The 21,907-nt window shown below is 74.7% G+C and carries 24 protein-coding genes; 13 read left to right on the plus strand and 11 right to left on the minus strand.

All coding sequences use genetic code 11. The features are described 5' to 3' along the window. Positions 1-5: 5 nt before the first annotated feature. From DQ392_RS26035 to DQ392_RS26075, 9 genes are all read left to right on the plus strand, one after another. Positions 6-1,739 (plus strand): TOMM precursor leader peptide-binding protein, encoded by a 1,734-nt coding sequence (locus tag DQ392_RS26035; RefSeq protein ID WP_114018160.1) that lies wholly within the window; start codon positions 6-8, stop codon positions 1,737-1,739. Continuing rightward, positions 1,736-2,491, plus strand: coding sequence for a nitroreductase family protein (locus DQ392_RS26040; RefSeq protein ID WP_181856591.1), 756 nt, complete (start codon positions 1,736-1,738; stop codon positions 2,489-2,491). Before DQ392_RS26035 ends, DQ392_RS26040 begins: the two co-directional genes overlap by 4 nt. A 147-nt stretch (positions 2,492-2,638) precedes the next feature. Continuing rightward, a complete protein-coding gene (locus tag DQ392_RS26045) occupies positions 2,639-2,806 on the plus strand; it encodes a thiocillin family RiPP (RefSeq protein ID WP_114018161.1) in 168 nt (55 codons plus the stop codon). 41 nt (positions 2,807-2,847) lie between these two features. Then, positions 2,848-3,027 (plus strand): thiocillin family RiPP, encoded by a 180-nt coding sequence (locus tag DQ392_RS26050; RefSeq protein ID WP_114018162.1) that lies wholly within the window; start codon positions 2,848-2,850, stop codon positions 3,025-3,027. A 62-nt stretch (positions 3,028-3,089) separates the two neighbouring features. Beyond that, positions 3,090-3,266 carry a thiocillin family RiPP gene (locus DQ392_RS26055; protein ID WP_114018163.1) on the plus strand — a complete coding sequence of 59 codons (177 nt, stop codon included), beginning with the start codon at positions 3,090-3,092 and terminating at the stop codon, positions 3,264-3,266. A gap of 70 nt (positions 3,267-3,336) precedes the next feature. Then, a complete protein-coding gene (locus tag DQ392_RS26060) occupies positions 3,337-3,507 on the plus strand; it encodes a thiocillin family RiPP (RefSeq protein ID WP_114018164.1) in 171 nt (56 codons plus the stop codon). 398 nt (positions 3,508-3,905) lie between these two features. After that, entirely contained in the window at positions 3,906-5,015 is a 1,110-nt protein-coding gene (locus tag DQ392_RS26065; protein ID WP_114018165.1) for a PqqD family peptide modification chaperone, read from the plus strand. Next, positions 5,012-7,903, plus strand: a complete 2,892-nt coding sequence (locus DQ392_RS26070) for a hypothetical protein (RefSeq protein ID WP_114018166.1) — start codon at positions 5,012-5,014, stop codon at positions 7,901-7,903. The genes DQ392_RS26065 and DQ392_RS26070 overlap by 4 nt, the downstream gene beginning before the upstream one ends. Then, complete coding sequence (locus DQ392_RS26075; RefSeq protein WP_114018167.1) at positions 7,900-8,862, plus strand: lantibiotic dehydratase C-terminal domain-containing protein; 963 nt, start codon at positions 7,900-7,902, stop codon at positions 8,860-8,862. Before DQ392_RS26070 ends, DQ392_RS26075 begins: the two co-directional genes overlap by 4 nt. 121 nt (positions 8,863-8,983) lie before the next feature. Here the strand turns inward: DQ392_RS26075 and DQ392_RS26080 are convergent, their stop codons facing one another. Together DQ392_RS26080 and DQ392_RS26085 are read right to left on the minus strand one after the other, a co-directional pair. Continuing rightward, complete coding sequence (locus DQ392_RS26080; RefSeq protein WP_114018168.1) at positions 8,984-9,619, minus strand: transglycosylase SLT domain-containing protein; 636 nt, start codon at positions 9,617-9,619, stop codon at positions 8,984-8,986. Between the two features lie 554 nt (positions 9,620-10,173). Then, positions 10,174-10,611 (minus strand): hypothetical protein, encoded by a 438-nt coding sequence (locus DQ392_RS26085; RefSeq protein ID WP_114018627.1) that lies wholly within the window; start codon positions 10,609-10,611, stop codon positions 10,174-10,176. 445 nt (positions 10,612-11,056) lie between these two features. On the opposite strand from DQ392_RS26085, the gene DQ392_RS26090 reads away from it, so the two are divergent. Further along, on the plus strand, positions 11,057-11,926 hold the full coding sequence (locus DQ392_RS26090) for an alpha/beta fold hydrolase (RefSeq protein ID WP_245981983.1): 870 nt from the start codon (positions 11,057-11,059) through the stop codon (positions 11,924-11,926). A gap of 262 nt (positions 11,927-12,188) precedes the next feature. Here the strand turns inward: DQ392_RS26090 and DQ392_RS26095 are convergent, their stop codons facing one another. The 4 genes from DQ392_RS26095 to DQ392_RS26105 all read right to left on the minus strand — a co-directional run bounded on the left by DQ392_RS26095 (position 12,189) and on the right by DQ392_RS26105 (position 13,844). Continuing rightward, complete coding sequence (locus tag DQ392_RS26095) at positions 12,189-12,506, minus strand: hypothetical protein (RefSeq protein ID WP_114018169.1); 318 nt, start codon at positions 12,504-12,506, stop codon at positions 12,189-12,191. A 435-nt stretch (positions 12,507-12,941) separates the two neighbouring features. After that, entirely contained in the window at positions 12,942-13,103 is a 162-nt protein-coding gene (locus DQ392_RS35435) for a hypothetical protein (RefSeq protein WP_245981986.1), read from the minus strand. Positions 13,104-13,111: 8 nt separating this feature from the next. After that, a complete protein-coding gene (locus DQ392_RS35440) occupies positions 13,112-13,342 on the minus strand; it encodes a hypothetical protein (RefSeq protein WP_245981988.1) in 231 nt (76 codons plus the stop codon). Positions 13,343-13,352: 10 nt separating this feature from the next. Continuing rightward, positions 13,353-13,844 (minus strand): hypothetical protein, encoded by a 492-nt coding sequence (locus tag DQ392_RS26105; RefSeq protein ID WP_114018170.1) that lies wholly within the window; start codon positions 13,842-13,844, stop codon positions 13,353-13,355. Between DQ392_RS26105 and DQ392_RS26110 the strand changes: the two genes are divergently transcribed. From DQ392_RS26110 to DQ392_RS26120, 3 genes are all read left to right on the plus strand, one after another. Then, positions 13,843-14,130: a helix-turn-helix domain-containing protein gene (locus DQ392_RS26110; RefSeq protein WP_245981992.1), complete on the plus strand. Its 288-nt coding sequence runs from the start codon at positions 13,843-13,845 to the stop codon at positions 14,128-14,130. The two genes, DQ392_RS26105 and DQ392_RS26110, sit on opposite strands and share 2 nt — an antisense overlap. A 207-nt stretch (positions 14,131-14,337) precedes the next feature. Then, positions 14,338-16,272, plus strand: a complete 1,935-nt coding sequence (locus tag DQ392_RS26115; RefSeq protein ID WP_114018171.1) for an ATP-binding protein — start codon at positions 14,338-14,340, stop codon at positions 16,270-16,272. Positions 16,273-16,311: 39 nt separating this feature from the next. Further along, complete coding sequence (locus DQ392_RS26120; RefSeq protein ID WP_114018172.1) at positions 16,312-16,554, plus strand: hypothetical protein; 243 nt, start codon at positions 16,312-16,314, stop codon at positions 16,552-16,554. A 119-nt stretch (positions 16,555-16,673) separates the two neighbouring features. On the opposite strand, the gene DQ392_RS26125 is transcribed toward DQ392_RS26120, so the two are convergent. The 5 genes from DQ392_RS26125 to DQ392_RS26145 form a co-directional block, all read right to left on the minus strand. Next, a complete protein-coding gene (locus DQ392_RS26125) occupies positions 16,674-17,231 on the minus strand; it encodes a type 1 glutamine amidotransferase domain-containing protein (protein ID WP_114018173.1) in 558 nt (185 codons plus the stop codon). A 151-nt stretch (positions 17,232-17,382) separates the two neighbouring features. After that, entirely contained in the window at positions 17,383-18,276 is an 894-nt protein-coding gene (locus tag DQ392_RS26130) for a polysaccharide pyruvyl transferase family protein (protein WP_114018174.1), read from the minus strand. Then, a complete protein-coding gene (locus DQ392_RS26135) occupies positions 18,273-19,529 on the minus strand; it encodes a glycosyltransferase family 9 protein (protein WP_114018175.1) in 1,257 nt (418 codons plus the stop codon). Before DQ392_RS26135 ends, DQ392_RS26130 begins: the two co-directional genes overlap by 4 nt. Continuing rightward, positions 19,526-21,127 (minus strand): D-glycero-beta-D-manno-heptose 1-phosphate adenylyltransferase, encoded by a 1,602-nt coding sequence (gene rfaE2, locus DQ392_RS26140; protein WP_245981994.1) that lies wholly within the window; start codon positions 21,125-21,127, stop codon positions 19,526-19,528. The genes DQ392_RS26135 and rfaE2 overlap by 4 nt, the downstream gene beginning before the upstream one ends. A 61-nt stretch (positions 21,128-21,188) precedes the next feature. Then, entirely contained in the window at positions 21,189-21,869 is a 681-nt protein-coding gene (locus tag DQ392_RS26145; RefSeq protein WP_114018176.1) for a D-sedoheptulose-7-phosphate isomerase, read from the minus strand. Positions 21,870-21,907 lie beyond the last annotated feature (38 nt).

The raw sequence follows: 21,907 nt of genomic DNA on the forward strand, positions 1-21,907 counted from the left end.
CGACGATGGCCAACGGGGACGTACTCACCGCCGAACAGACCGGCGCCGCGGCGCTGCGCGACCCGCAGCTGTCGGTGCCCGCACTGCCCAGGATGCGCAGGGGCGTGGCCTGCTACCAGGCCGGCGGCGGCCTGGTCGTCGAAGGGCTGCCGGCGCCGCAGGTCTTCCGCGGAAAGGCCGCCACCGCACTGCTGCCCCGGCTGCTGCCGCTGCTGGACGGCGCCCGTGACCGCACCGCGCTCGCCGAGGAGCTGGGCATCGGCCCCAACGCCGTCTTCAAGGCGCTGTCGCTGCTGTGGATGTGCGGCGTCATCGAGGACACGCCGCCGCAGGACGGGCCCGCGGCGAAGGCGGGCGAGGACCTGGCGGACGAACTCGCCGACTACCTCTCCCGGATGGGCGACTCCACCGGCGCCAACCCCTCGTGGGAGGCGGGGGCGCTGCGGTTGGCTTCCGCGCGGGTCGTGCTGTACGGCACGGGCCCGACGGCGACCGCGCTGGCCGACGAACTCGCACCCTCCCTCGCCCTCACCCGCGTCTCGGGTCCTGACGCGGCGCCGCCCGAGGGGACCACGCTCGCTGTCGCCGCGGACGCGCCGCCGGCCGAGCTGGCCGCTGCCGCCGCCGTCTGCCGGGAGCGGGAGATCCCCCTCGTGCGGATCGCCGCCGCGCACGGCACCGCCCACCTCGGCCCCTTCGTCCACCCCCGCTACACGCCGTGCCTGGATTGCCTCCTGGCGGAGGAGACGAGGCCGGACGGGAACGCGGCGGGCACGGCCACGGCCGGTGCGGCCACCGCGGGGGAGGCCGGCCACGAGACCGAGCACGAGACCGACGACGAGGCTGCGGCGCTGACCGCCGCGCTCGCCGCCCACGACCTGTTCGGCTTCCTGGGCCGCGCGGTTCCCTCCCCCTACCCCAACCAGTGGCGGACCGTCGACCTCGACGATCTGGGGCAGCGCCGCCACAGCGGCGCCACCCGCCCCGGCTGCCCCACCTGTTCGGCGCTCGCGCCCGCACACGACGGCCCGGGCACCGCGCCGCTGGCCGCCCGCTACGAGGCCTTCATCGGCTTCCCCCCGCACGAGTACATGGACCTCAAGGGCCACCAGCAGCACTACAAGCCGTCCAACCTGGCGCTCCAACGCCAGGAGAAGACCTGGCCCGTCTGCCCCGAGGTCGCACTGCCGGCGCCCGACACCGCCCGCCTCGCGGGCCTCGGCCCCGAGCGGCGCGGCGCGGGCGAGGCCACCACCGGCCTGGAGACGCTCTCGCTCGTGCTGGCCACCGTCGCCGGAGTCCAGGAGCCCGAGGGCGACTTCCTGCGCCGCTGGACCCCCAGCGGCGGCAACATCGGCTCCGTCCTCGCCCACCTCGCCGTCCGCGACGTGCCCGGGCTGGCACCGGGGATCTACGGGTACGTGCCCGGCGGCCACCGGCTGGCCCTCCTTTCGCCCGGCGCCGAGGCGACGGCGGACCTCCCCGGAGAAGCCCCGGCGACCCTGCTGCTGACCGGCAACCTGGGCAAGGTCGCCAAGAAGTACCACTCGTTCGCGCTGCGGGTCACCCTCCTGGACGCGGGCTGCGCCCAGGCGACGCTGCGCCGCGTCTGCCACACCCTCGGCCTGCCGCGCACACCGGTGCGGCGCTGGGACGAGCGGACCGTCACCGCGGCGCTCGGCGTGGACCCGCGCGTCGAGCCCGTCACCGCCGTCACCGACCTCGGGAGGCCGCTGTGATCGCCCCTGACGACCTCGCTCTCCAGCTCGTCGAGTCCTTCCAGCACGCGCCCGCGCACCCGAGCCCCGACGTGCCGCCCCAGCGCGCGGCCCACCCGCGGCCGCTGGGCCCGGACACCCGCATCGGCCCCGGCACGGCCGGCGCCGAACGGCTCGATCTGCTGGACACCCTCCGCACCCGGCGCGCGAGCCGGCTCTGGTCGCCCGAGCCGCTGCCCGCGCCCCTGCTCGCGGACATCGTCGGCGAGGGGGTCACGGCCGACGCCGAGGAGTGGCCGGACGAACAGCCCTACACGCCGCTGGAGATCACCGTGGTGGCCTTCCGGGTGACCGGTATGGAACCCGCCGTGCACCGCTTCGACGGGCTGACCCGCACCACCCGCCCCGTCATGGAGCTGCCGCCGCCCGAGCGGCGCCGCACCCTGACCCTCCAGGCCGAGTTCGGCGACGCGCCCGCCATCGTCTCCGTCGCCGTGGACCCGCACACAGCCGAACTGCGCGACGGCGGCCACGGCTACCGGACGCTGCTGACCCGCGCGGGCGCGGCGGTTCACACCATGTGGCTCGCCGGCGTCTCGCACGGGCTCACCGGCTCGGCGTTCGCCGGATTCATCCCCGCCTCCGTCCGCACCCCGCTGCGCTCCGACGGCACCAGCAGGCAGCAGGTGTTCGCGCTCGCGCTCGGCCACCCGCCCGCGGCCCCGCCCGGCGGCGCCGCGCCACCCGCCGGTCCCCCGGCGGCCGGCCCCTGACCGTCCGCGGGCCCGCCCCGGGGTGACGGGTGTCCCCCGGCACGGGCCACGGACGCACGACCGGCCGCCGTCCGCGGCGGCCGGGCACCGACCCGGCACCGTCCGGTGTCCGTGGAAGAACACCGACAAGGAAAGGAGGGATGCGCGATGGAAGACGCCATCGACCTGTACGCGGTGGCCGAGGACGAGCTGGCCCTGGAGGAACTGCCCGAGGGCAACGCCCTGGCCAGCTTCTCCACCTCGACCAGCGCCAGCACCGCCTCGTGCCCGGCGACCAGCGCGTCCACCGCGTCCAGCGTCTCCAGCTACGGCTGACCAACCCGCCGGACCCGGCCTACTCAGGAAGAGGAGCACCCATGGAAGCCATGGACAACCTCGAGCTCGACCTCTACATCGAGGACCAGGAACTCGCCGTCGAGGAGCTGCCGGACGGCAACGCGCCCGGTGGCTGCTTCGCCTGCGCGGGCTCCGCGTCGACCGCGTCCTGCCCGGGCTCGTCCGCTGCCACCGTCGGCAGCGCGTCCTGCATCGGCTGACGCGAGCGGACCGGACAGCGCACCACCCGCTTGCACACCCCTACGCAGAAAGGAGATGAGAGATGCAGAACAGCGACGACCTCGACCTGTTCGTCGAGGCGTTCGACGACGACCTCGCCGTCGAGGAACTGAGTGAGGGCACCGCGCTGAGCACGTGGTCCAGCGCCACCACCGCGGGCTCCGCGTCCTGCCCCTGGAGCACCGCCTCCTCCTCGTCGTGCGCGTCCAGCTACGGCTGATCGCACGGCGCCGTCAAGAGCCGGGGGAGCACCCCCGTGAACCACGAGTCGCGCACAGGAGGTGACACACATGGACAACAGCGTCGAGCTCGAACTGTGGGCCGAGGACCTGGAACTGGAGGCACTGCCCGAATCGGACAGCCCCTTCACCACCTTCGGCTGCGCCGCCACCGCAGGCTGCGGCAGCTGCCCGGCCGCCTGTCTGGGCACGGCCGGCTGCTTCTCCTCCAACGGCAACTGACGCACGGGACACCCCGTTCGTCCAGCGGACCGGTGATACGCGAACACCGGACCGCGCGCTGAGGTGAACCCCGGTTCCGGAGCGGGCGAAGCGCCCCGGAACCGGGTGCTCGCGGACGCGACCCGCGAGCACGCTCAGGCTAGGGCCTGTCGTTCAGATCTTGCTGGGCTCGCGGCGCCCGGTACCGCGCCTCGCGGCGCTGTCGTCGGTCGCCGCTTCCCCCAGGGCTCGGCTTCGCTCGCCCCGGGAGGTGCCCCCACGCAGGGACTCCTTCCTCCGCCTTGCGAGAGCACGCACCGGACCCCGCTCCCTGATCCAGCCATATCCAAACGCAAGACCCTAGCCGCGGTCCGCCCGCCGAACCGCTACCGGGAGACGTGCCACCACAGGAGCTGTGCATGGAGACCCTCACCCGACCGAAACTCCGCGAGGGCCTGGAAGTCATCCGCGGGATGGACGACCACCCGCTGCTGTACGACGCGGACTCCGGCATCTACCACCGGCTCAGCCGGTCGGCCGCCGGGCTCGTCCAGCGGCTCGACGGCTCCCGGTCCCTGGAGGACATCGCCACGCTGATGACGCAGCGCGGCACCAAGACACCCGAGGCGGCCCGCACCGAGCTGGACCGCTTCGTGAAGAACCTCTACGACAGCGGGCTGCTGGACGGCTCGCCCACGCCGCAGCGGGCCCACCACGCCGGGCGGCGCGGCAAGCGCAGCCAGATGATGCCCCGCTTCGTCGTCAGCCGCACGGTGATGCCCCGGCTGCTGGAGCCGGTGGCCGCCGTCCTGCGCACGGTGCCCGGCAGCGCGCTGGCGGGCGTGCACGTCGCGGGCGGTATCGTCGGCACCCTCGTCGCCGTGTGGGCCCTGTTCGTGGGCCCCTCGGCCGACCCCAGGCTCGCCCACTGGACGACGCTGATCGCGTTCGTGCTCTTCCTGCTCCAGATCGTGCTGCACGAGACGGCGCACGCGATGGTCGCGCAGATCCTGAAAGTGCCCGTACGGGGCTTCGGCTTCGCGCTGCTCTTCTACTTCATGCCGCTCGCCTACGTCGACCGCACCGACGCCTACCGGCTGCGGGAACGCGGCAGCAGAGTCGTCCTGGCACTGGCGGGACCGGTCAACGACGGCTGGGTCGCCGGGGTCACCGGGCTGGTGGCCGTCACCGCGAACGGCACGGTGGCGACCGTGGCCGCCACGATGCTCGTCTTCCAGGTCTTCAGCGTCATCACCAACCTCAACCCGCTGCTGCCCAGCGACGGTTACGCCGCCCTGGAGGCCGGGATGGGCACCGTCGACGCACGCGGCCGCGGATTCGGCCTGCTCAAACACGTCCTGCTGCGCCGCCCGCTGCCCTCCCACCTGGCGGCCATGACGCCCGCGGCGCGCCGACTGCACCTGGCCTACGGGGCACTGTGCACGCTGTACGTGCTGGTGCTGGCCTACGCGGCGGTGCGCGGCACCGCGTTCTCGTACAGCAGCGTCCAGGGGGTGTGGAACCAGTGACGACGACCGTGCGCGACCTTCAGGCGCAGGCCGGCGACGGCACCGCGCACCCGACCGGCGAGACCGGTACCGGGCCCGCTTCCGGGCCAGGAAGCGGGGCGGCCACCGCCTCGCTCACTCCCAGGCTGGGCGGCGTGGCGGTGACCCGGGTCGCCGGGCTGCCCGCCGCGTTCTGCCCGCGCCCCACCGAGCGCACCGCCGCGCTGCTCGACGAACGCGCCGACGCGCAGGCCGCCCTTCAAGAGCTGCGCCCGCGGGTGGAGGACGCGCTCTACGCCCTCGTGCCCGTACTGGACGCGGCCGGTGACGGCGCCACCTCCCTGCGCCGCAAGGTCCTCGCCGCCCGCCGCGCCGCCCACCGGCTGGCCCCCTTCGGCTGGGACGAGACGACCGGCGAACGCGTCGCCGCGCACGCGGACGAGGAGACCCGCGAGGCGCTGGCCCGCTGGCAGACGCTGACCTCCGCCCGGCAGGCGAGCGCCACCGCGCTCGACGCGGCGCTCGCCGACGACCGTGCCGCCGCCGAGGAGACCCTGAGCGCCGCCCTCGAAGCCCCCGGCTTCGCCGACTCCCTCGCCCTGGCCACCCCCGACTGGGTGCGCTACGGCAACGCCCGCCGCACCCGCAAGCGGCAGCGCGCGCTGCGCACCCTCTACTCGTACACCGTCCGCGCCGCCGCCAAGACCAGCCCCTTCGCGCGGCTGACGACGGTGGGCGTCCCCGGCCGCGGCCACGCGGGACACGCCGTCCACCAGGTCTCGGCCACGGTCGCCCTCACCGCTCTGTACGCGCTGGCCCGCGCCCCCCAGACAGCGCCCCTGCTGCGTTACCGTCCCGCCCCGGTCCGCCCGGCGACCGCCCGCACCGGGCCCGGCGAGCCCGCGCGTTCCCTGATGCTGCACCCCGAGTACGTCGCCACGGGCGGTGTCACCTGGCGCAACGACCACGTGGTGGAGGCCGGCGCGGCCGCCGACTGGGCCCGCGCCCTGGCCCGCGCCGGCGACGACGACGGCTCCCTCGGCCACGCGGCGGTGCTGCGCACACTCGGCGGCGCTGACCCCTTCGGCCGCTTCCGCCGCCTGCTCGACACCGGCGTACTGTCCCCCCTCGCGCCCTGGCAGCGCGGCGAGGACGCGGTGCGCGTCCTGTCGGACCTGACCAGCCACCTGGAGATCCCGGAGCCCCCGGGCGCGCCGGGCGACGCCTGGGGCGGGGACGGATCGGACCCGGAGGCCCCGGGTCCGGATTTCTCGGGGCTGGACGTCGTCAGGGAGTTGCGGGTCCTCGAGGGCGAGCGTGAAGCGATGGCGGACGACCGGCGCTCCCCGTCCGCCCAGACCGCCCAGACCGCCCAGACCGTTCGGGGTACGGCCTGCGAAGCGGCCACGGACGCGGCCGGACCCCGCACCGACGGGCCGCGCACCGGCGGACCCCCCACCGACGGGCCACGGCGGCGTGCCGCCGCGGTCGCCCGGGTGCGCGAGCTGGGCAGGGGCTGGGCGCGGGCAGCGGGCTGGGACCGGTTCGAGCCGACCGAGGTCTGGTACGAGGACGCCGCCTGCGACCTGCGGCTCCCGCCGGTGCTCGACGACCCCGGTACCGCCGCCGACCTGCGCGGGCTGGGCGAGGCGCTCAGGCCACGGCTGTTCCGCTCCCACCTCTACGACGAACTGGTGCGCCGCTTCGTCGCCGACCACGGCAGCGGCGGCACCTGCGAGGACGTCCTCGGCTTCGCCATGCGCTGCGGCGCCGAGACCGACCGCGACCCCGGCATGGAGCGCGCCGTACGCCTCGACCTCGCCGCCCGCGAGGATCCGGCCGAGCGCGCGTGGCTGCCCGTCGGGCCCAGCAGCGCGTCCCCGTCGGCGGCCCTTCTGGTCCAGCACATCGCCCCGCCGCCGGACGGGACGGACGGAGTGGAGGGGCCGCGGCTCGTCGTCAACCAGTTCAACCCCGGCACCGGCGGCCTCCTCACCCGCTTCAAGGGGCTGCTGGGCGAGGACTTCGCCGACGCGCTGCGCAGCCACGTGCGCCGCCTGTGGCCGCACGCCGCGCACCACCACGAACTCGTGCTGTGGACCGAGTGCGGCACCGCGCAGGCCCAGTCCGCCGGACTGCTGCCACCGCTCACCCTGCCCGGCGAACTCGACGGACCCGGCGCCCTCGACCTGACCGAGGTCCGCCTCGTCCACGACCCGCGCCAGGACACCCTCACGCTGCTGGCCCCCGACGGGCTTCCGCTGGCCGCCGCGTACACCGGCCTGGTGCCCACCCACCTGTTCCCGAAGTTCGCCCGCTTCCTGGCGGTCCTCTCCGACCCGTGGGTCAACGGCTCGCCCCTGTCGGACTACCGCATGCCCTTCCAGCTGCCACGCGAGCCCGACCGCGTGGTCGCCCTGGAGCGGCGGACACTGACGGCGGGCGCCGCCACACCCCCCGACGGAGGCGAGGGCGACGACGGCGCCACGGAACGCGGCGAGGCCCTTCTCGGCGGCGCGGGCGGCGTGGTGACGCGGCGCGCCCAGTGGACCGTCCCCGTCGGCCACCTGCCGCTGCTCGGCGCCGACGCGACCGACGCGGAGACCGTCGCGGCGGCGGACGCCTTCCGCCGCCGGCACGGCATGCCACGCGAACTGTTCGCCTACCTGCTCCCCGCCAGCGGCGGCATGTCCCCCGACCACGACCGCAAACCCCTGTGGATCCGGCTGGACTCGGCCGTCTCGCTCGACGTACTGGCCCACTGGATCACCCCCGACACGGGACACCTGCGGCTCGTCGAGGCACTGCCCGCACACCACCAGCACCCCCTGCGCGACGCGGACGGTGAACGGCGCGCCGCCGAACACGCCGTCCTGCTGCACTGGGCCGACGGGGAGGAGGACCGATGACCGGCACCGGCACCGGGACGGCGACCCGGCCGCCGGGCGGCGCGCACGCCGCCCCGTCCGGCGAGGACGCGCCGCCGGAAGAAGTCCCCGGCGCGCCCGCGGCGGACTGGTGGTACGTGCGCGCCTACCCCGGCGGCCCGGGCGCCATGGACGCGGCCGTCCGCGCCGCCCTCCCCTGGCTGGCGGCCCGCGCCGCCGAGCTGGACGCTCCCGCCTGGCACTTCCTGCGCTTCTGGGACGCGACGGGCCACCACCTGCGGCTGCGCCTGCGCTGCACGCCCGACCAGGCCGACGCGCTGCACGCCCGCACGGACGAGCTGCGCGCCCTGCTGACGGACCTGCCGCATGACGCGGAAGCCCACGCGGGGGAGGCGGGCGGCGGGCTGTTGCCGGCCGAACCGAGCATGGCCCCGCGCCGCCAGCCCGTCGGCGTGAGCCCCGCGCCGTACGCGCCCGAGCTGGCCAAGTACGGCGGCGCCCGCGGCATCCGCCTCGCCGAGGACGTCTTCACCGACGGCTGCGCCCTGCTGGCAGAGACGGACCTGGTGGCCCTCCCCGCCGCGTACGACCGCGCGGCCGCCGCCGTGGCCCTGACCCAGGCACTCGTCACCGTCTGCCTGGCCCCGGGCGAGAGAGACGCCTTCTGGACGGCCCACCGCCGCCGCTGGCTGGCCCGCCTGCGGATGGCCCTCCCGGCCGACGAGACCCGGCAGCGGCTCAACTCCCTGGCGTCACGGGTACGGAACGCACCGTGGCCCCCGGGTGCGGTGCGCGCCAGACTGGACGCCCACGTGGAGGTGACCGCCGGGGTACTGGACCGCTGCGCCGCGGCCCGTGTCCCCGTCCCCCGCGCCGAGCTGCTGCTCCACCACGTCCACATGGCGCACAACCGGCTGGGCTTCCCGCCGCCGGAGGAGGCGGCGCTGGTGCTGGTGGCGCGCGGTCTGATGGCCCACTGAGGGGCCGCGTCACCACTGCCCCGGCCGGGGCGTTCACGCGCGACGAGCGGGTGGGAGGGTGTTCCTCCCACCCGCTCGGGGTGTCGCATGCGTGGGGTGTTGTCGGCTGGGGGCCTTCTGCTCAGTAGGCGGAGTCGACGTTGTCCATGGAGCCGTAGCGGTCGGCCGCGTAGTTGCAGGCGGCGACGATGTTGGCGACGGGGTCGGTGAGCTTATCGGGGGTGCCCTTGACGTGGTACTGGTCGAAGGTGGGCTGGATCACCTGGAGCAGGCCCCTGGAGGGGGTGCCCTTCTGGGCGTTGACGTCCCAGTCGTTGACGGCGTTGGGGTCACCGGCGGACTCGCGGATGATGTTGCGCTTGATGCCGTCGTAGGAGCCGGGGATGTCGTGCTTGTCCATGATGGCCTTGGCCTCACGGATCCAGCCGTCCAGGTTGTCGGGGTAGGACTTGCCGTCCTTCGCCTCGCCCTTGGTCTCCACCTCGCCCTTGTCCTTGCTCTCGGGCTTGGCCTTGGCCTCGTCCTTCGCGGAGGCGTCGGCCGTGGCGGGCTTCGTCCCGGGCCTGGGGGCGTGGGCGGCGGCGTCGGCCTTGGCGACCTCGTCGACCTTGACCGCGTAGGAGGCGGGCTTGGCCGGCTTCGCCTCGTCCTGGGTGGCGGCGTGGGCGGTGCCGGTCAGCGTGGCGGTGGCGATACCGGCGGCACCCAGGACGGTCAGGCCGGTGGACAGCTTGGTGTTGCGCAGAGCAGTACGCATGCGAGCGGGATGCCTTTCGAAGGGGACACATCCGGCCGCGTCTCCGGGCGGTGCGCCCGGTCTCGTCGCGACCTGGGCCCACCCTGCGGACCGGCTCCCCACCCCGACAACTATGTGACGTACTATCCTGCTTCGTCCGGTTCGTGGGGTGGTGGGGGCTCCGCCGCCGTGACCCCCGGCTCGGGCAAAACGGGCATCCGAAGCCGCTTCGTATGTGATCTGGCCCCTATGGGTGCCCTCACACGCGGCCCCCGCCGCCCTCACCGGCAGCCGAGTGACCCCTCACGCACCGTCGGCAGAATTCAGCCCTCAACGGCGGCGCCGGCGGCCCTGGAGGCCGCTTCCGGCCGCACGTTCGAGGGGGCTCGGTGCATCGTCCGGCATAGCTGACACGCCGGGGCGGAGCCGGTGCCGCGCACGAATTCGAACGCATGATCTAATTCGGGTATGGCGCAGCGCTCCTCCTGGCCGAGGACGAGTACGGCCAGGCCGAATGGGCCGAGGTGTCTCGCGCCGGTCAGCGACCCCGTGCAAAGCCAACCTCGCGCCACCGTTCACGGCAGGTCGTGGCGCCCAAGCCACGCCGGCTTGACCGGTACCCCGTCTGCGTACCGCTCGACCTGCTTGACCTGCTCGACCTGCTCGACCTGCTCGACCTGCTCACTAGCTGAAGCGACGGGCGTGCTCGACGCCTCCACAGGTTCCGGGGCGGCGGGCGCGGCTGAGTCCTCCAGTACCTCCGCCACCGTGAACCGTGTGACGAACGACTGCCACGCCCCGTCAACGACAAGGAGGAACCCGTCGCCCTCCCGAAGCAACCGACGGCGCTTGGGACTTCTGGGGTGCTCGGGAAAGTGGCTCCGAGCCCGCCGCTCCAGCTCTGCGAGCGCCTCCGCACGAGATCCGGAAAGGTGCGCCACCACGTGCGCCTCCGTGTGCTTGCGCTCGCCGACACCCACGGTCGTCTCGATGACCAACCCCCATATCGTCATGCTCTTCACCCCTATACACACTCGTGTGACTCCCTACGGTAGGAGGTGCGGCCGGCCCAGCAGGCCCCACCCGACCGGAGGATCCGGCTGAGAAGAAAGGGGCAGACGGTGGGCCGGGCTGTCCCTCGGAGCGCTGACCTGCACGGTCACTCTTCAGTGGCACGAACTGCCGTCCTCCGACCATCGATGGCACACGATCAAGGGTCGATGACACAGGACACCTGATCACCGCGCAGCGCGAGTGGGACCGCACCTGTCGAGCGCTCGCCGACCACCCCCGCGACCCGAGCCCCTGCGCCGCCGGCTGATGCGGCTCACGAACACGGTGCTCCGGCACCGGTACTGGGGTGGCGGCGGAGGCCGCGGTCCCGGCTGGATGGACCTCTCCCGTCGTGCCCGGGAGCAGGACGGGCACCGATGACCTGGCAGCGGTAGGTTCTCCGCGATGACCTTGATGGAGACGCAGGGCCTCGCGTCGATGACGGACGGGGCGCAACTACGTTGGACGGCACTGGGGGACACGACTCGGAAGCCGCCCGTGGTCATGCTCCATGGCGGTCCGGGGCTGCCGGATTACCTGGGCGTTGTCGCCCCCATGATCGCGGATCTCGCACCCGTGTACCGGTACGACCAGCGTGGCACCGGCCGATCCCCGTGGCGGGGCCGCCATTGTGGTGCCCGGCATGTCGACGACCTCGCCGAGCTGCTCGACGCATGGGGCGTGCCCAAGGCCGTGCTGATCGGACATTCCTACGGCACCGACCTGGCGAGCCGCTTTTGTCTGGCGCACCCTGACCGGGTCGCCGCGATGCTGCTGATGTGCGGGCCGTTCGTCGGTGAGTGGCGCACCGGGGACCGGGCGGAGCGCGAACGTCGCATGTCCGCAGCGCAGCGGGAGCGGCTGCGCGCGCTGGAGGCGGCACCGCGCCGCACCGAGGAGCAGGAAGTCGAGCTGCTCACCCTGGCCTGGTTCACCGACCATGCCGATCCCGAACGCGGATGGCACTGGGCCGCACAGGGTGCCCGGCAGCGGCGCCCCGTCAACTGGGCCATGAACAGCGAACTCGGCAAGGAAGCACGCGCGGACCCGCTCGATGAGCACCTTGCCGATCTGCGCGCGCACCTACCCGCGCGAGCGGAACTCCTCGGTGGGGTCCACGATCCCCGCCCTCTGTCGGCCCTCGCATCACTCGCGTTCCGTCTCGCTCTTCCGCTGACGCGGATCGAGGACGCTGGGCACGAGCCCTGGCTGGAGCAGCCCGACGCCGTGCGTGGGCACCTTCGGAGATTCGTGCAAGGCGCGGTGGGCACATAGGGCTTGGCGCGGTTCGCCGGCGCCATCCCGGGTGCGGTCCGCTTCGGCCCGGCCCCGGACGGCCGCCCGGCGCCCCGAACAGGTACCGGGCCCCCGCTACGACGTGGGCGAAACCGCACGCGAGAAGCTCGGCTGGAAGGCACCAGCCGAGCTTCTCGCGTGGGCTGCTCACCGCCTGGATCAGGCGGTGTGGCAACGACCACTGGAATTCACGTGCCACCGAGACCGAACAGGCCCCGGGCCGGCCCGTGCCGAGGAGTCCTCAGCATCCCCTGGTGGAGATCCCGCCCTTGGGGGAAGCCTGAGCAGCCGTGCTGTTCGGAGTCGCCGACTTGCAGGTGTCCTCGACGACGAGCAGCCACCAGCTACCGTCCTCGTTCTGGTCGCAGATGTACTTGACGATGTTCGGGTTGTTCTCGGCTGACGACTTGCAGGACGAGAAGCTCCCGTACGTGCCGTTGTAGTACCCGCCGCCCTTGGTGATCGGGGCGGCCGGTGCGGCCTGGGCGGACTGGGCAGCGATGCCGGAGAAGGCCAGAAGGCCGACGGCGGCGACTGCCGCGCGCTGGAACTTGCGCATATCTTCCTCTTTTCACGTGCATAGGTGTGGTGGTTCCTGCACACCTGGATTGCATAGCGGCCCGGTTGTCACGGAGCGCGGCCGGAGCGGCCGGCTTCGCTGTCGGCCGGAGTCGTGTCCGGCCGCGGCAAAGTGCCGCGTCGCACTCCAAGATCTCTCCGGGTCACTTGGAGCCGACCACACGTTCGGATGACGCTTCAAGGTCTCAAGATCCTTTGTTACGCGACTATCACAGCCGGCCAAAGCCCTTGCTCTGCCTCCCATGGGCACGGCCCCGACGCCTACCGCGACGAGACGCGGCGCCGCATCCGCACGCACGACTTTGCGTGCCCCGGCCGCGTGCCGCCGGCGTCCCTCGCTCCCACGAGGTGGACAAACCCGTTGCGCGGGGCGGGGATCGGGAAAGACGGCGTGCCCTGGCGACGAGCCCGGGACTCAGGTGTGCAGGTCGCCGTGCTGGACGGCGATGACCGTGCCGGAGTCCCTGGCGTCGTTGGTCTGCGCGAACAGGACGGTGCGGCGTTCCTGGGGGAGAGCGGCGCCGATCTCGGCGGCGAGTCCGGCCAGGTCCTGGCTGCGGGCGGGGTCCCGTTGCAAAAGAGCCGTCAGTTCCAGGGTCTACAGGCCGAGCAGGGTCCGCCGGACGTCGTCGGGTTCCGCGGCCTCCTCGACGAGTTGTCGAGCTGCGCGGCGATCGCCGCCCGGCGATCCGGGGCCTCGCCGCGGTGGAAGAGCCGGAGCACGGCTCCCCTCGTGTCCTGCCACAGGTCCGTCGCCATGGCCGCGACGACCTCCTCGGCGCCGGTCTCGGCGAGGGCCGTCAACTCCTGGGTCACCTGCGCTCCTTCACTGCCCGCGGGTGAGGTGGATGTTCTGCGTACCGTTCTGTGTCGCGTAGACGACCCCGTTGCCCGACGCCCGGTTGACCATCTTTCCGGGAGGCGGGGCCGAGGCTGCGTCCGGAGCGGTTGGGGTCCCGTCGGCCGGGGCGGTGGTGGCGGCGGGTCCGGGCGCGCGCGGGGCGCCCGCGTACCCGGGCAGGTGCAGCCACGCGTGCGCGGCGTACTCCTTCTCCGCGAGGGCGACCCTGGTGAAGGTCTCGGGTTCGATGCCGGGGTAGCCGTGGCGCACGGTCTCGTCGTAGAAGTGCTGCGAGATCAGGAGTGAGGCGGTCACGGTGTCGGGGGCCGCGTCGAGGGCGGCCCGCGCCTGCCGGGCGTCGAGCATTCTGGCGAGGACTTCGAGGGGGCGCCCCGTGACCTGGCCGTCCTGGCCGAGGCAGACGTCTCCCGCGTGCAGCGCTGCCCGGACCCTGACGCTGGTCGAAGGCCCCGCCATGCGGTTGTGGGCGCGTATCGACTTCGCCGGGTGCGACGCCGGTACCCGGCCGGCCCGCGTACTGCACCAGATCGCGATGACGTACGGGGAGCCGCTGGGCGCCGGGGCGGTCATCCGCTGGCCCCTCACCCAGCCGGAGTTGGCCACGTTGTCCGGTGCGGCGGAACCCACCGTGCACAAGGCCCTGCGCAGGCTCCGCGAGACCGGCGTGATCTCGACGGGGTACCGGTCCATCACGGTGGAGGATCTCGCCCTGCTGCGCGGCGTGGCGTTCGCCGACCCGTGACGTGGAGGGGGAATCGGCGTCCCGTGACGTGGAGGGGAGGGCCGCCGCGTGGCGGTGGCCGCGTCCGGAGGCGGCGGTGGAGGAATCGAGCAGAAACCGTCGTGTGACGGGATCGCCGCACCGGACCGTTCCTAGTGTGGCGCACGGAGACCGAGGGTGAGGACACGGCCGTGCCGACCCGCGGCCCGTAAAGGCGGTGGTGAGGCCATGGAACAGCCGGAAGACCACGACGACGCGGCGGCCGCCGGATCCGGGCAGGGCGACGACCGGGAACCGGGCCGGGCGGCCGGATACCGGGTGGACATCGGCGGCGCCGCGAGCGGGCCGGTGATCGCGGGCCACCACAACGTGGTGGTGGACGCCCAGCACGGGTCCGCCGTCACTCTGCTGATGGCGGGGCAACGGCCCAGGCCCGAACGCCGTGACCGCGTCCACCTGCTGCCAGGACGGCAGCACACCCCGCTGGGCCGGAACGCGGAACTGGCGGCTCTGGCCGACGCCGTCGGCTCCGGCGGCCCGGTGTTGCTGTGGGGGCCTCCCGGCGTCGGCAAGAGCACCCTGCTCCGCCACGCCGCGCGCACTCTGTCGCCGGGCCCCGACGGCGTGCTGCTCTTGTCCGCCGCCCACAGGGAACCCCGGGACCTGGCCCAGGACCTCTTCGAAGCCTGCTACGACACCGGCGGATACGCCCCCTCCGGCACCGAACTGCGCCGTCTGATGGCCGGTGTCGAGGTGACGGTCTACCTCGACGACGCGGACCTGACCGCCGAGCAGTTACAGGAACTCACGGACGCGGCACCCGACGCCACGTTCGTCCTCTCCAGCCGGGAGCGGGTACTGCTCGGCGCGGGCACGGCGCTGGAGATCAAGGGGCTGGACCGCGCCTCGGGTCTGGAACTGCTGGCCCGCGAACTCGGCCGCCCCCGACCGGGGGAAGCGCAGGCCGCCGCCGAGCTGTGGCAGGCGGCGGAGGGCGTACCCCTGCTCCTCCTGCGCGCGGCGGCCCTCGCCCGGCGCGACGCCTCCGGCAGCGTCCAGCTGCCACGGCCCGGTGCGAGCGCGGAGCTGCTGCCGCTGCTGCTCGACCAGTTGGACCGCGACACCGCGAACGTGCTGCGCCTGCTGGCGACCCTGGCCGACGCCGAACTCGCCGCCGCCCACATCAGCGCACTGACCGAGGTGCCCGAACCCTCCGCCGTATGCGGGCGCCTGGTGAACCTCGGCCTCGCCACGGCCACGGACGTCGGGTACCGGTGCGCCGCCGACGCCGCACCTGCCGTGCTCGAACGCCACCCGGAACCGTTTGACGCAGAGCACCTGTGCCTCCACCTCGCGCGGTGGGCCGCGCAGCCCTCCACCCCGCCCGCCGACGTCGCCGACCACGCGCGGGCCCTGGAGGCGGCCGCCGAACTGGCCGAGCACGCCGGGCGCCCCGACCTGACCATCGGCCTCGCGCGCGCCGCCGTCCCCGCCCTGGCCCGCGCGCTGCGGACCGACGCGTGGGGGCGGATGCTCGAGATCGGCCTCGAAGCGGCCCAGCGCACGGGCGACATCCGCGCCGTCGCCTACTTCACCCACGAGAGCGGCGTGCGCAGCCTCGTCACCGGGCGCCGTGTCGTGGCCGGGATCCTGCTGTCCGAAGCCGTGGTGCTCTGGCGTCAACTCGGCGACCACGTCGGCGCCGACGCCGCGGCGGGCGCGGGGCAGTACGCGCCCGCCCCGCCCTCCGTGGCGCCCGACGGAGGCGCCGCGACGATGCCGCACGGCGGCAGCGCCCAGAACGGCGACGCGGGTTCCTCCGGCGTCACCGGTTCGACCGGGACGTGGAGAGACAGCCAGGGGGACGTCTTCTCCATCGCGGAGAAAGCGCCCGGGGTCTACGCCATGAGGATCGGTGCCTGCGGCGGTGGCTTCACCGTCGCGGAGTTCAAAGGCGGCAACGGCACCTATCGGGGAAATCCGTCGGTGTCCGCGCACGACACCGACGGCTCGTGCGGCCGACTGGACCTCAGTGCGACCATCACCCTCGCCGGTGGGGACGACAGCGACACCGGCCAGTACACGAAGCAGTTGCGTCCGGGGTCCTCGCAGAGGGTCCAGTGCACCACCTGCGGGACGCGAACGATCACCCGCCTGCGGTGACGCCGGCCGCCTTCTTCCGCCTGCCGATTGGAGATTCCCATGGCGCCCCCACCGGACAACCGTTACTCCGTCAGCACCGGCGGTGACGCCTTCGGACCCGTCGTGGCCGGTCACGACAACCGTGTCGAGGTCCGACAGGCCCCGCCTGCCGATGCCCGGGGGAGGAGGCAGGGAACACCACGGACACCCAAGACCAACACGGCGAGCGACAGCGCCAGCGTCTACACCGTCATGAACGGCGAGTTGCACATCCACTACCCCGAAGGGGCCGACACGCCCTAGCCGGCGGTGGCCGGCACGGTGGCCCGGCGCGGTGGCCCGGAAAACCGGGCTTATCCGCGCCACGCTGCACCACCGGAGGGCGAGTCGGCGTATTCCGCTGCACGCCCGCGGGGTGAGCCTCAGGCGGGCTGTAGCGCGCCGGTGAACTCCCGCACGACGGCGTTGCAGAAGGCGGGCAGGTCGTGCGGGCCGCGGCTGGAGACGAGCCGGTCGTCGACGACGACCTCCTCGTCGACGACCTCGGCGCCCGCGTTGCGCAGGTCGGTGCGGATGCTGGGCCACGAGGTGAGGCGCCGCCCGCTCAGCGCGCCCGCCTCGGCCAGGGTCCAGGGGCCGTGGCAGATGGTGGCCACGGGCTTCCCGGCCTCCATGAACTCCCGCGCGAAGCGCACCGCGTCGGGGTCGGTGCGCAGCTGGTCGGGGTTCATGGTGCCGCCAGGCAGCAGCAGGGCGTCGTAGTCCCGTACGGCGGCGTCGGCCACCTGTTTGTCCACGGGGAAGGTGCCCGCCGGGTCGATGTCCATCTGGCGCGCGTTGATCTGACCGGTGTGGAGGGAGACCAGCTCCGTCTCCGCGCCGGCGCCGTGCAGCGCGCCGCGCGGCTCCTCCAGTTCGACGCGTTCGACCCCGTCGGTGGCGAGAATGGCGATCTTCTTGCCGTGCAGTTCCTCGGTCATGGTGCGGTGTCCCTCCGCTGTCGGTGCCGGCTCCGCGTCCGGCGTCCGCTCACCACAACAGGCTCCCATCTGGCTGCCCAAAGGTGTCAAACGGGACGAAACGCCGAGCGGTCGGCCCGCGTCACCGTGAGCCCGCGTGCGTCACCGTGAGTCAGCCACCGAGGGCGCGCACCAGCGCTCCCGCCAGGGTGTCGGGGGGTGGCGCCGCGGCGTGGGCGGCGGCCCGGGCGCGGCCCTCGGCACGGGCCCAGTCCCACCAGTGCTGCAAGGTCTCCCCGTCCAGCCGCTCGGCGGGGATCACGGCGGGCCAGTCGAGCGCCCGCGCCTGGGCGCTGACCTTCGCACCGCCCGCCACGGGGTCGACGGCGATGACGGGCACGCCCACGCGCAGCGCGAGGACCAGCCCGTGCAGGCGGTTGGTCACCACCAGGTCGGACCTGGCCAGCAGAGCGTCCACCTGTTCGGGGGTGGCGCACAGCCGCCAGTCGCGGGTGTCCAGCCGCGTCTCCAGCGGCAGTCGCGCGCAGTCGTGCGCCCCCAGCCACGCGGTGAGGCGCCGCACCGTCTCCTCGTGGCGGCGCTGTTCCGCGTACTCGTGCTGTCCCGAGGTCAGCACGGTGGCCACGACGGGGGGCGGCTCCCGGGGAGGCCGGGTGCCCGCCGACAGATCGGGCCTCGGGCCGGTGGCCGGCGGCCCGTCCCTGGCGATCACCTCCGCGAAACCGCGCACCGCCCGCGACCCCGGATCGATGACGGAGACGCCCACGGCGACGCGGCGGCAGTGTCCGAACTCCTCGTGCAGCGCCGCGACCTGCGGGCCGTGCAACGGCCCGCAGACGAAGACCAGCACGTCGTAGCGTTCGGGGCGGACCGTGGCCAGCGAGAGCTCGCCGGGCCGGAACGCCGGGCTCCACGCCACGTCGTAGGCCAGTCCCACCTCCCGTGCCACGCCCTCGACGCGGCGCAGCGCCAGCACGTCCCCGGCGGTCGCCTCCCCGTCCTCGAAGCTGAACCAGCCCGCCAGCAGCGCCCGTCGGAAACTCACGGCGCTCCGCCCTCCCCGCTCGCGGCGGGAGCGGCGGTGGCGGGCGCCGTTCCCTCCGCCGCGCCGCGTGCGGCAACGCCCCGGAACCCGCCGTCTCCCCGGGCGCCGTGCGGGCCCGTCGTGCCGGTGCTCGCCCCGGTCGGCTCCGTACCGTGCGGTACGCCGTCGTCGGGCGGCCGCGGGGCCGGGTCCCGGTCCTCAAGTCGTGCGCAGGCGTCGAGCACGTCGGCCGGGTGCAGCCGCAGCAGGCGGGGGTCGGGACGGGTGCCGTGCGGGTCGCCGGGGCGCGGTCCGTCGCCGGGGGAGGGGCGCCACAGCGTCCGGTGCCCGGGGTGCGGCGGCGGGCCCCACAGCGTGGGAGAGACGGGGCCGAACAGGACGACGGACGGGGCGGCGAGAGCGGAGGCGAGGTGGGCCACGCCCGTGTCGCCGACCACCACGGCGCGGGCCCGGGCCACCAGCGCGGCCAGCAGCTCGAAGGGGAGGCCGGAGGCGCCGCCCGGTACCGCGCGCGCCGGGAGCCCGGCGCGCGCGGCCACCTCGTGCGCCAGGGCGAGTTCGCCGGGGCCGTGCGTGATCACGATCTCGTCGCCGCGCGCCCGCAGTTCCCGCGCGACCTGGGCGAACCGTTCGGCCGGCCACCGCCGGGCGCCCGCGTCGGCTCCCGGGTGCACCACCACGGCGCCGGGTGCGGGCGAGGGCACCTCGGGGCGGCCCAGCAGCAGCTCGCAGGGGTCGGCGGGGATGCCGTACCACCGCAGCAGGCGGCACCAGCGCGGCCGTTCGTGTTCGTACTCGCGCCAGGCGGGTGCCGAGCCCTCCGCGTAGGCGAGCAGGCGTGCCGGTGCGCTCGCCGCGAGCGCGTCGCGGCTGGGCGCGCCGTTGCCGTGCAGATCGACGGCCAGCCGTGGCGGCGGCCACGGCCAGCCGAGTGCGGCGGGGACCTCGCGTGCCGTGCCGCCCGCGGGCAGCAGCACGTCGGCGACCTGGGCGGCGCGGGCCGCCGGGGCCAGCCATGCCGGTGCGGCCAGGACCAGTTCGTGCTCGGGGTGGGCCCGCCGCAGCGCCCGCAGCGCCGGTACGGCGGTCAGCAGGTCGCCCAGCCCCAGCGCCCGCAATACCAGCGTCCTGGGCGTCCCCGCCCGGACCCCGGCACCGGCACGGAGCGCGACGGGCCGCCCCTCGCCTTCCCCGCCGCCGGCCGGCCCGCCGGCGGGCCGCCGCCCGCTCGCGCCGGGGCCGCTCCCGCTCACGACTCCACCCCGGGCCGTCCACCCGGCCCGCCCCGCCCGTCCGAACCCGCCGCACGGCCGCCCGGATCGGCGACCTGGGCAGCCCCGCCCGCCCCACTCGCCCTGGCCGTCTCACCCGTACTGCCCGCCCCTGCCGTGCCCGCCGTCCCACCCGCCCCCGCCGAGCGTCCGGCGCGGCGGGCCAGCGCGGTGGTGGAGCGGCCGTCCAGGTACGGGAGGAGGAGGACACGGCCGCCCCACTCCTCCAACGTGCCGGCTTCGGGGAGGCGTTCGGTGCCGTAGTCGCCGCCCTTGACCCACACGTGGGGCCGCAGGTCGCGCAGCAGCAGTTCGGGGGTGTGCTCGTCGAAGACGGCGACCGCGTCGACGCAGTCGAGCCCCGCCAGCACGGAGATCCGGTCGGCCTCGGGGGTGATGGGGCGGCCCTCGCCCTTCAACCGGCGTACGGACACGTCCGAGTTGAGGCAGACGATGAGGCAGTCTCCGGTGCGGCGGGCGTTTTGCAACATGCCGACGTGCCCGGCGTGCAGCAGGTCGAAGCAGCCGCCGGTGGCCACGACGGTCCCGCCGCGTGCCCGCACCGAGGCGGCCAGGGCGCGGGCGTCCGTCAGCGAACGGTCGGCGGCGCGGACCGGCGGCGGCGCGGCGGACGCCGACGGGGCGCCGCCGGGCACGCCGCCCCACAGCCGGGGGTTGCGCACGCCCCCCGCGGCCACGAACGCGCCGGACTGCCGTACCGCCTCCTGGGTGGCCTCCTCCGGCAGCGCGCCCTCGGCCAGGGCGCGGGCCGCTGTCGCGGCGAAGCAGTCGCCGGCACCGCACGGGTCGCCGTCGGCTTCCTGGAGCGGCGGGAAGTAGAGGGGGGCCTCGTCCCCCGGCCTGGCCAGCACGGCGCCGCGCCGCCCCAGCGTCACGGTCACGGCCGCGCTGCGCCACGCGGTGGCGAGGGCGGCGCCGCGCCGCCCGTGCCCGTGCAGCCCTTCGCCGTCCGCGTCGGGGTGGGGGTCGGCGCACAGCGCTGTGGCCTCGGCGGCGTTGGGGGTGACCAGGCGGGCGCCGGGCACGGGGGGCTCCCCGCGCGGATGCGGGTCCCACACGACCTGGGTGTGTCCGGCCAGTACGGCGAGTTCGGCGCGCAGCCGGGCGGCGACCCCGCGCCCGTAGTCGGCGACGAGCACGGTGTGCGCCCCGGCGAGCGCGGCCCTTACCTCGTCGGTGACGGGCCCCACGGTGCCGCCGCCCCGGTCCACCCGCAGCAGCGGGCGCCCCTCGGCGCACAGCCGGGTCTTGACGGGCACGCTGCCGCGCAGGGGCAGCTCCAGCACCTCCACGTGCGGGGCGAGCAGGTCGCGGACGAGCTGGTCGGAGCGGCTCGTGCCCAGCGCGGTGACCAGGACGACCCGGGGGCGTTCGGCGTCCGGGCCGGGGAAGGCGGTGGCGAGGACGGCGGCGAGCCCGGCGCCGCCGGGCCTGCTGTGCTCCTCGGACACGTCGAGCACCGGAGCGGGCGCGTCCGGCGCCAGCCGGCTGGCCTGGCCCTCGACGTCGGTGTCCAACAGGGTGTCGCCGACGACGACGAGCGGGCGGTTGCGCGGCATGCACGCCTCCTTCGGGGGCGGGGCTCAAGCAGGTGGCCCGGGCGACGGCGCGCCCGTCGGTTCACGTCTCGGGCGACATCTCGGGCGGACCTGTGTGCTCCGCGGCCGGCAGCCTCACCTCGCCGCCGACGGCCGGTGCCGGGGCCGTCGCGGCGAGCAGGCCGGCGGCCGGCTGACCGGCCGCGTCGAACGCCTCGCACAGCAGGTGCACGGCGACCAGGTGCACTTCCTGCACGGTCGCGGTGGTGGCCGCGGTCACGCACAGCGCGTCGTCGGCGGCCGCGGCCAGCGGGTTGGGTCCCGGCCCGGTCAGTGCCCACACCCGCAGCCCGGCGCGGCGCCCGGCGAGCGCCGCGGTGAGCAGGTTCTCGCTCCGCCCCGAGGTGGACAGCAGCATCAGCACGTCGCCGCGGCGGCCGTGGGCCGCGACCTGACGGGCGTACAGCTCGGCGAAGCCGTAGTCGTTGCCGATGGCCGTCACGGCGGAGGTGTCGGCGTGCAGGGCGATCGCCGAGTAGGGGGGACGCTCGCTTTGATAGCGGCCGACGAGCTCGGCGGTCAGGTGCTGTGCCTGGGCGGCGCTGCCGCCGTTGCCCGCGGCCAGCAGCCGCCCGCCGTCGCGCAGCACCTCGGCCAGTTCCTCGCCCCACGCGCTCACCTGGGGGGCGTGGGTGTGCCGGAAGGCGGCGACGGCCTGTTCGAGCGCCCGGCAGTGGGCGTGTGCGGGGTCGATGGGGAGCATGGTGGTGGCCGCGGGCCGGGTGGTGGGCCGCGGCCTCC

It is taken from the genome of Streptomyces reniochalinae (assembly GCF_003323735.1).
Taxonomy (GTDB): domain Bacteria; phylum Actinomycetota; class Actinomycetes; order Streptomycetales; family Streptomycetaceae; genus Streptomyces; species Streptomyces reniochalinae.

Excerpts from the sequence above, each read along its gene's own strand:
- DQ392_RS26035 (WP_114018160.1), top strand. The coding sequence starts at position 6 with ATGGCCAACGGGGACGTACTCACCGCCGAACAGACCGGCGCCGCGGCG.
- DQ392_RS26045 (WP_114018161.1), top strand. The coding sequence starts at position 2,639 with ATGGAAGACGCCATCGACCTGTACGCGGTGGCCGAGGACGAGCTGGCC.
- DQ392_RS26050 (WP_114018162.1), top strand. The coding sequence starts at position 2,848 with ATGGAAGCCATGGACAACCTCGAGCTCGACCTCTACATCGAGGACCAG.
- DQ392_RS26055 (WP_114018163.1), top strand. The coding sequence starts at position 3,090 with ATGCAGAACAGCGACGACCTCGACCTGTTCGTCGAGGCGTTCGACGAC.
- DQ392_RS26060 (WP_114018164.1), top strand. The coding sequence starts at position 3,337 with ATGGACAACAGCGTCGAGCTCGAACTGTGGGCCGAGGACCTGGAACTG.
- DQ392_RS26065 (WP_114018165.1), top strand. The coding sequence starts at position 3,906 with ATGGAGACCCTCACCCGACCGAAACTCCGCGAGGGCCTGGAAGTCATC.
- DQ392_RS26075 (WP_114018167.1), top strand. The coding sequence starts at position 7,900 with ATGACCGGCACCGGCACCGGGACGGCGACCCGGCCGCCGGGCGGCGCG.
- DQ392_RS26080 (WP_114018168.1), bottom strand. The coding sequence starts at position 9,619 with ATGCGTACTGCTCTGCGCAACACCAAGCTGTCCACCGGCCTGACCGTC.
- DQ392_RS26085 (WP_114018627.1), bottom strand. The coding sequence starts at position 10,611 with ATGACGATATGGGGGTTGGTCATCGAGACGACCGTGGGTGTCGGCGAG.
- DQ392_RS26090 (WP_245981983.1), top strand. The coding sequence starts at position 11,057 with ATGACCTTGATGGAGACGCAGGGCCTCGCGTCGATGACGGACGGGGCG.
- DQ392_RS26095 (WP_114018169.1), bottom strand. The coding sequence starts at position 12,506 with ATGCGCAAGTTCCAGCGCGCGGCAGTCGCCGCCGTCGGCCTTCTGGCC.
- DQ392_RS26110 (WP_245981992.1), top strand. The coding sequence starts at position 13,843 with ATGCGGTTGTGGGCGCGTATCGACTTCGCCGGGTGCGACGCCGGTACC.
- DQ392_RS26105 (WP_114018170.1), bottom strand. The coding sequence starts at position 13,844 with ATGGCGGGGCCTTCGACCAGCGTCAGGGTCCGGGCAGCGCTGCACGCG.
- DQ392_RS26115 (WP_114018171.1), top strand. The coding sequence starts at position 14,338 with ATGGAACAGCCGGAAGACCACGACGACGCGGCGGCCGCCGGATCCGGG.
- DQ392_RS26120 (WP_114018172.1), top strand. The coding sequence starts at position 16,312 with ATGGCGCCCCCACCGGACAACCGTTACTCCGTCAGCACCGGCGGTGAC.
- DQ392_RS26125 (WP_114018173.1), bottom strand. The coding sequence starts at position 17,231 with ATGACCGAGGAACTGCACGGCAAGAAGATCGCCATTCTCGCCACCGAC.
- rfaE2 (WP_245981994.1), bottom strand. The coding sequence starts at position 21,127 with ATGCCGCGCAACCGCCCGCTCGTCGTCGTCGGCGACACCCTGTTGGAC.
- DQ392_RS26145 (WP_114018176.1), bottom strand. The coding sequence starts at position 21,869 with ATGCTCCCCATCGACCCCGCACACGCCCACTGCCGGGCGCTCGAACAG.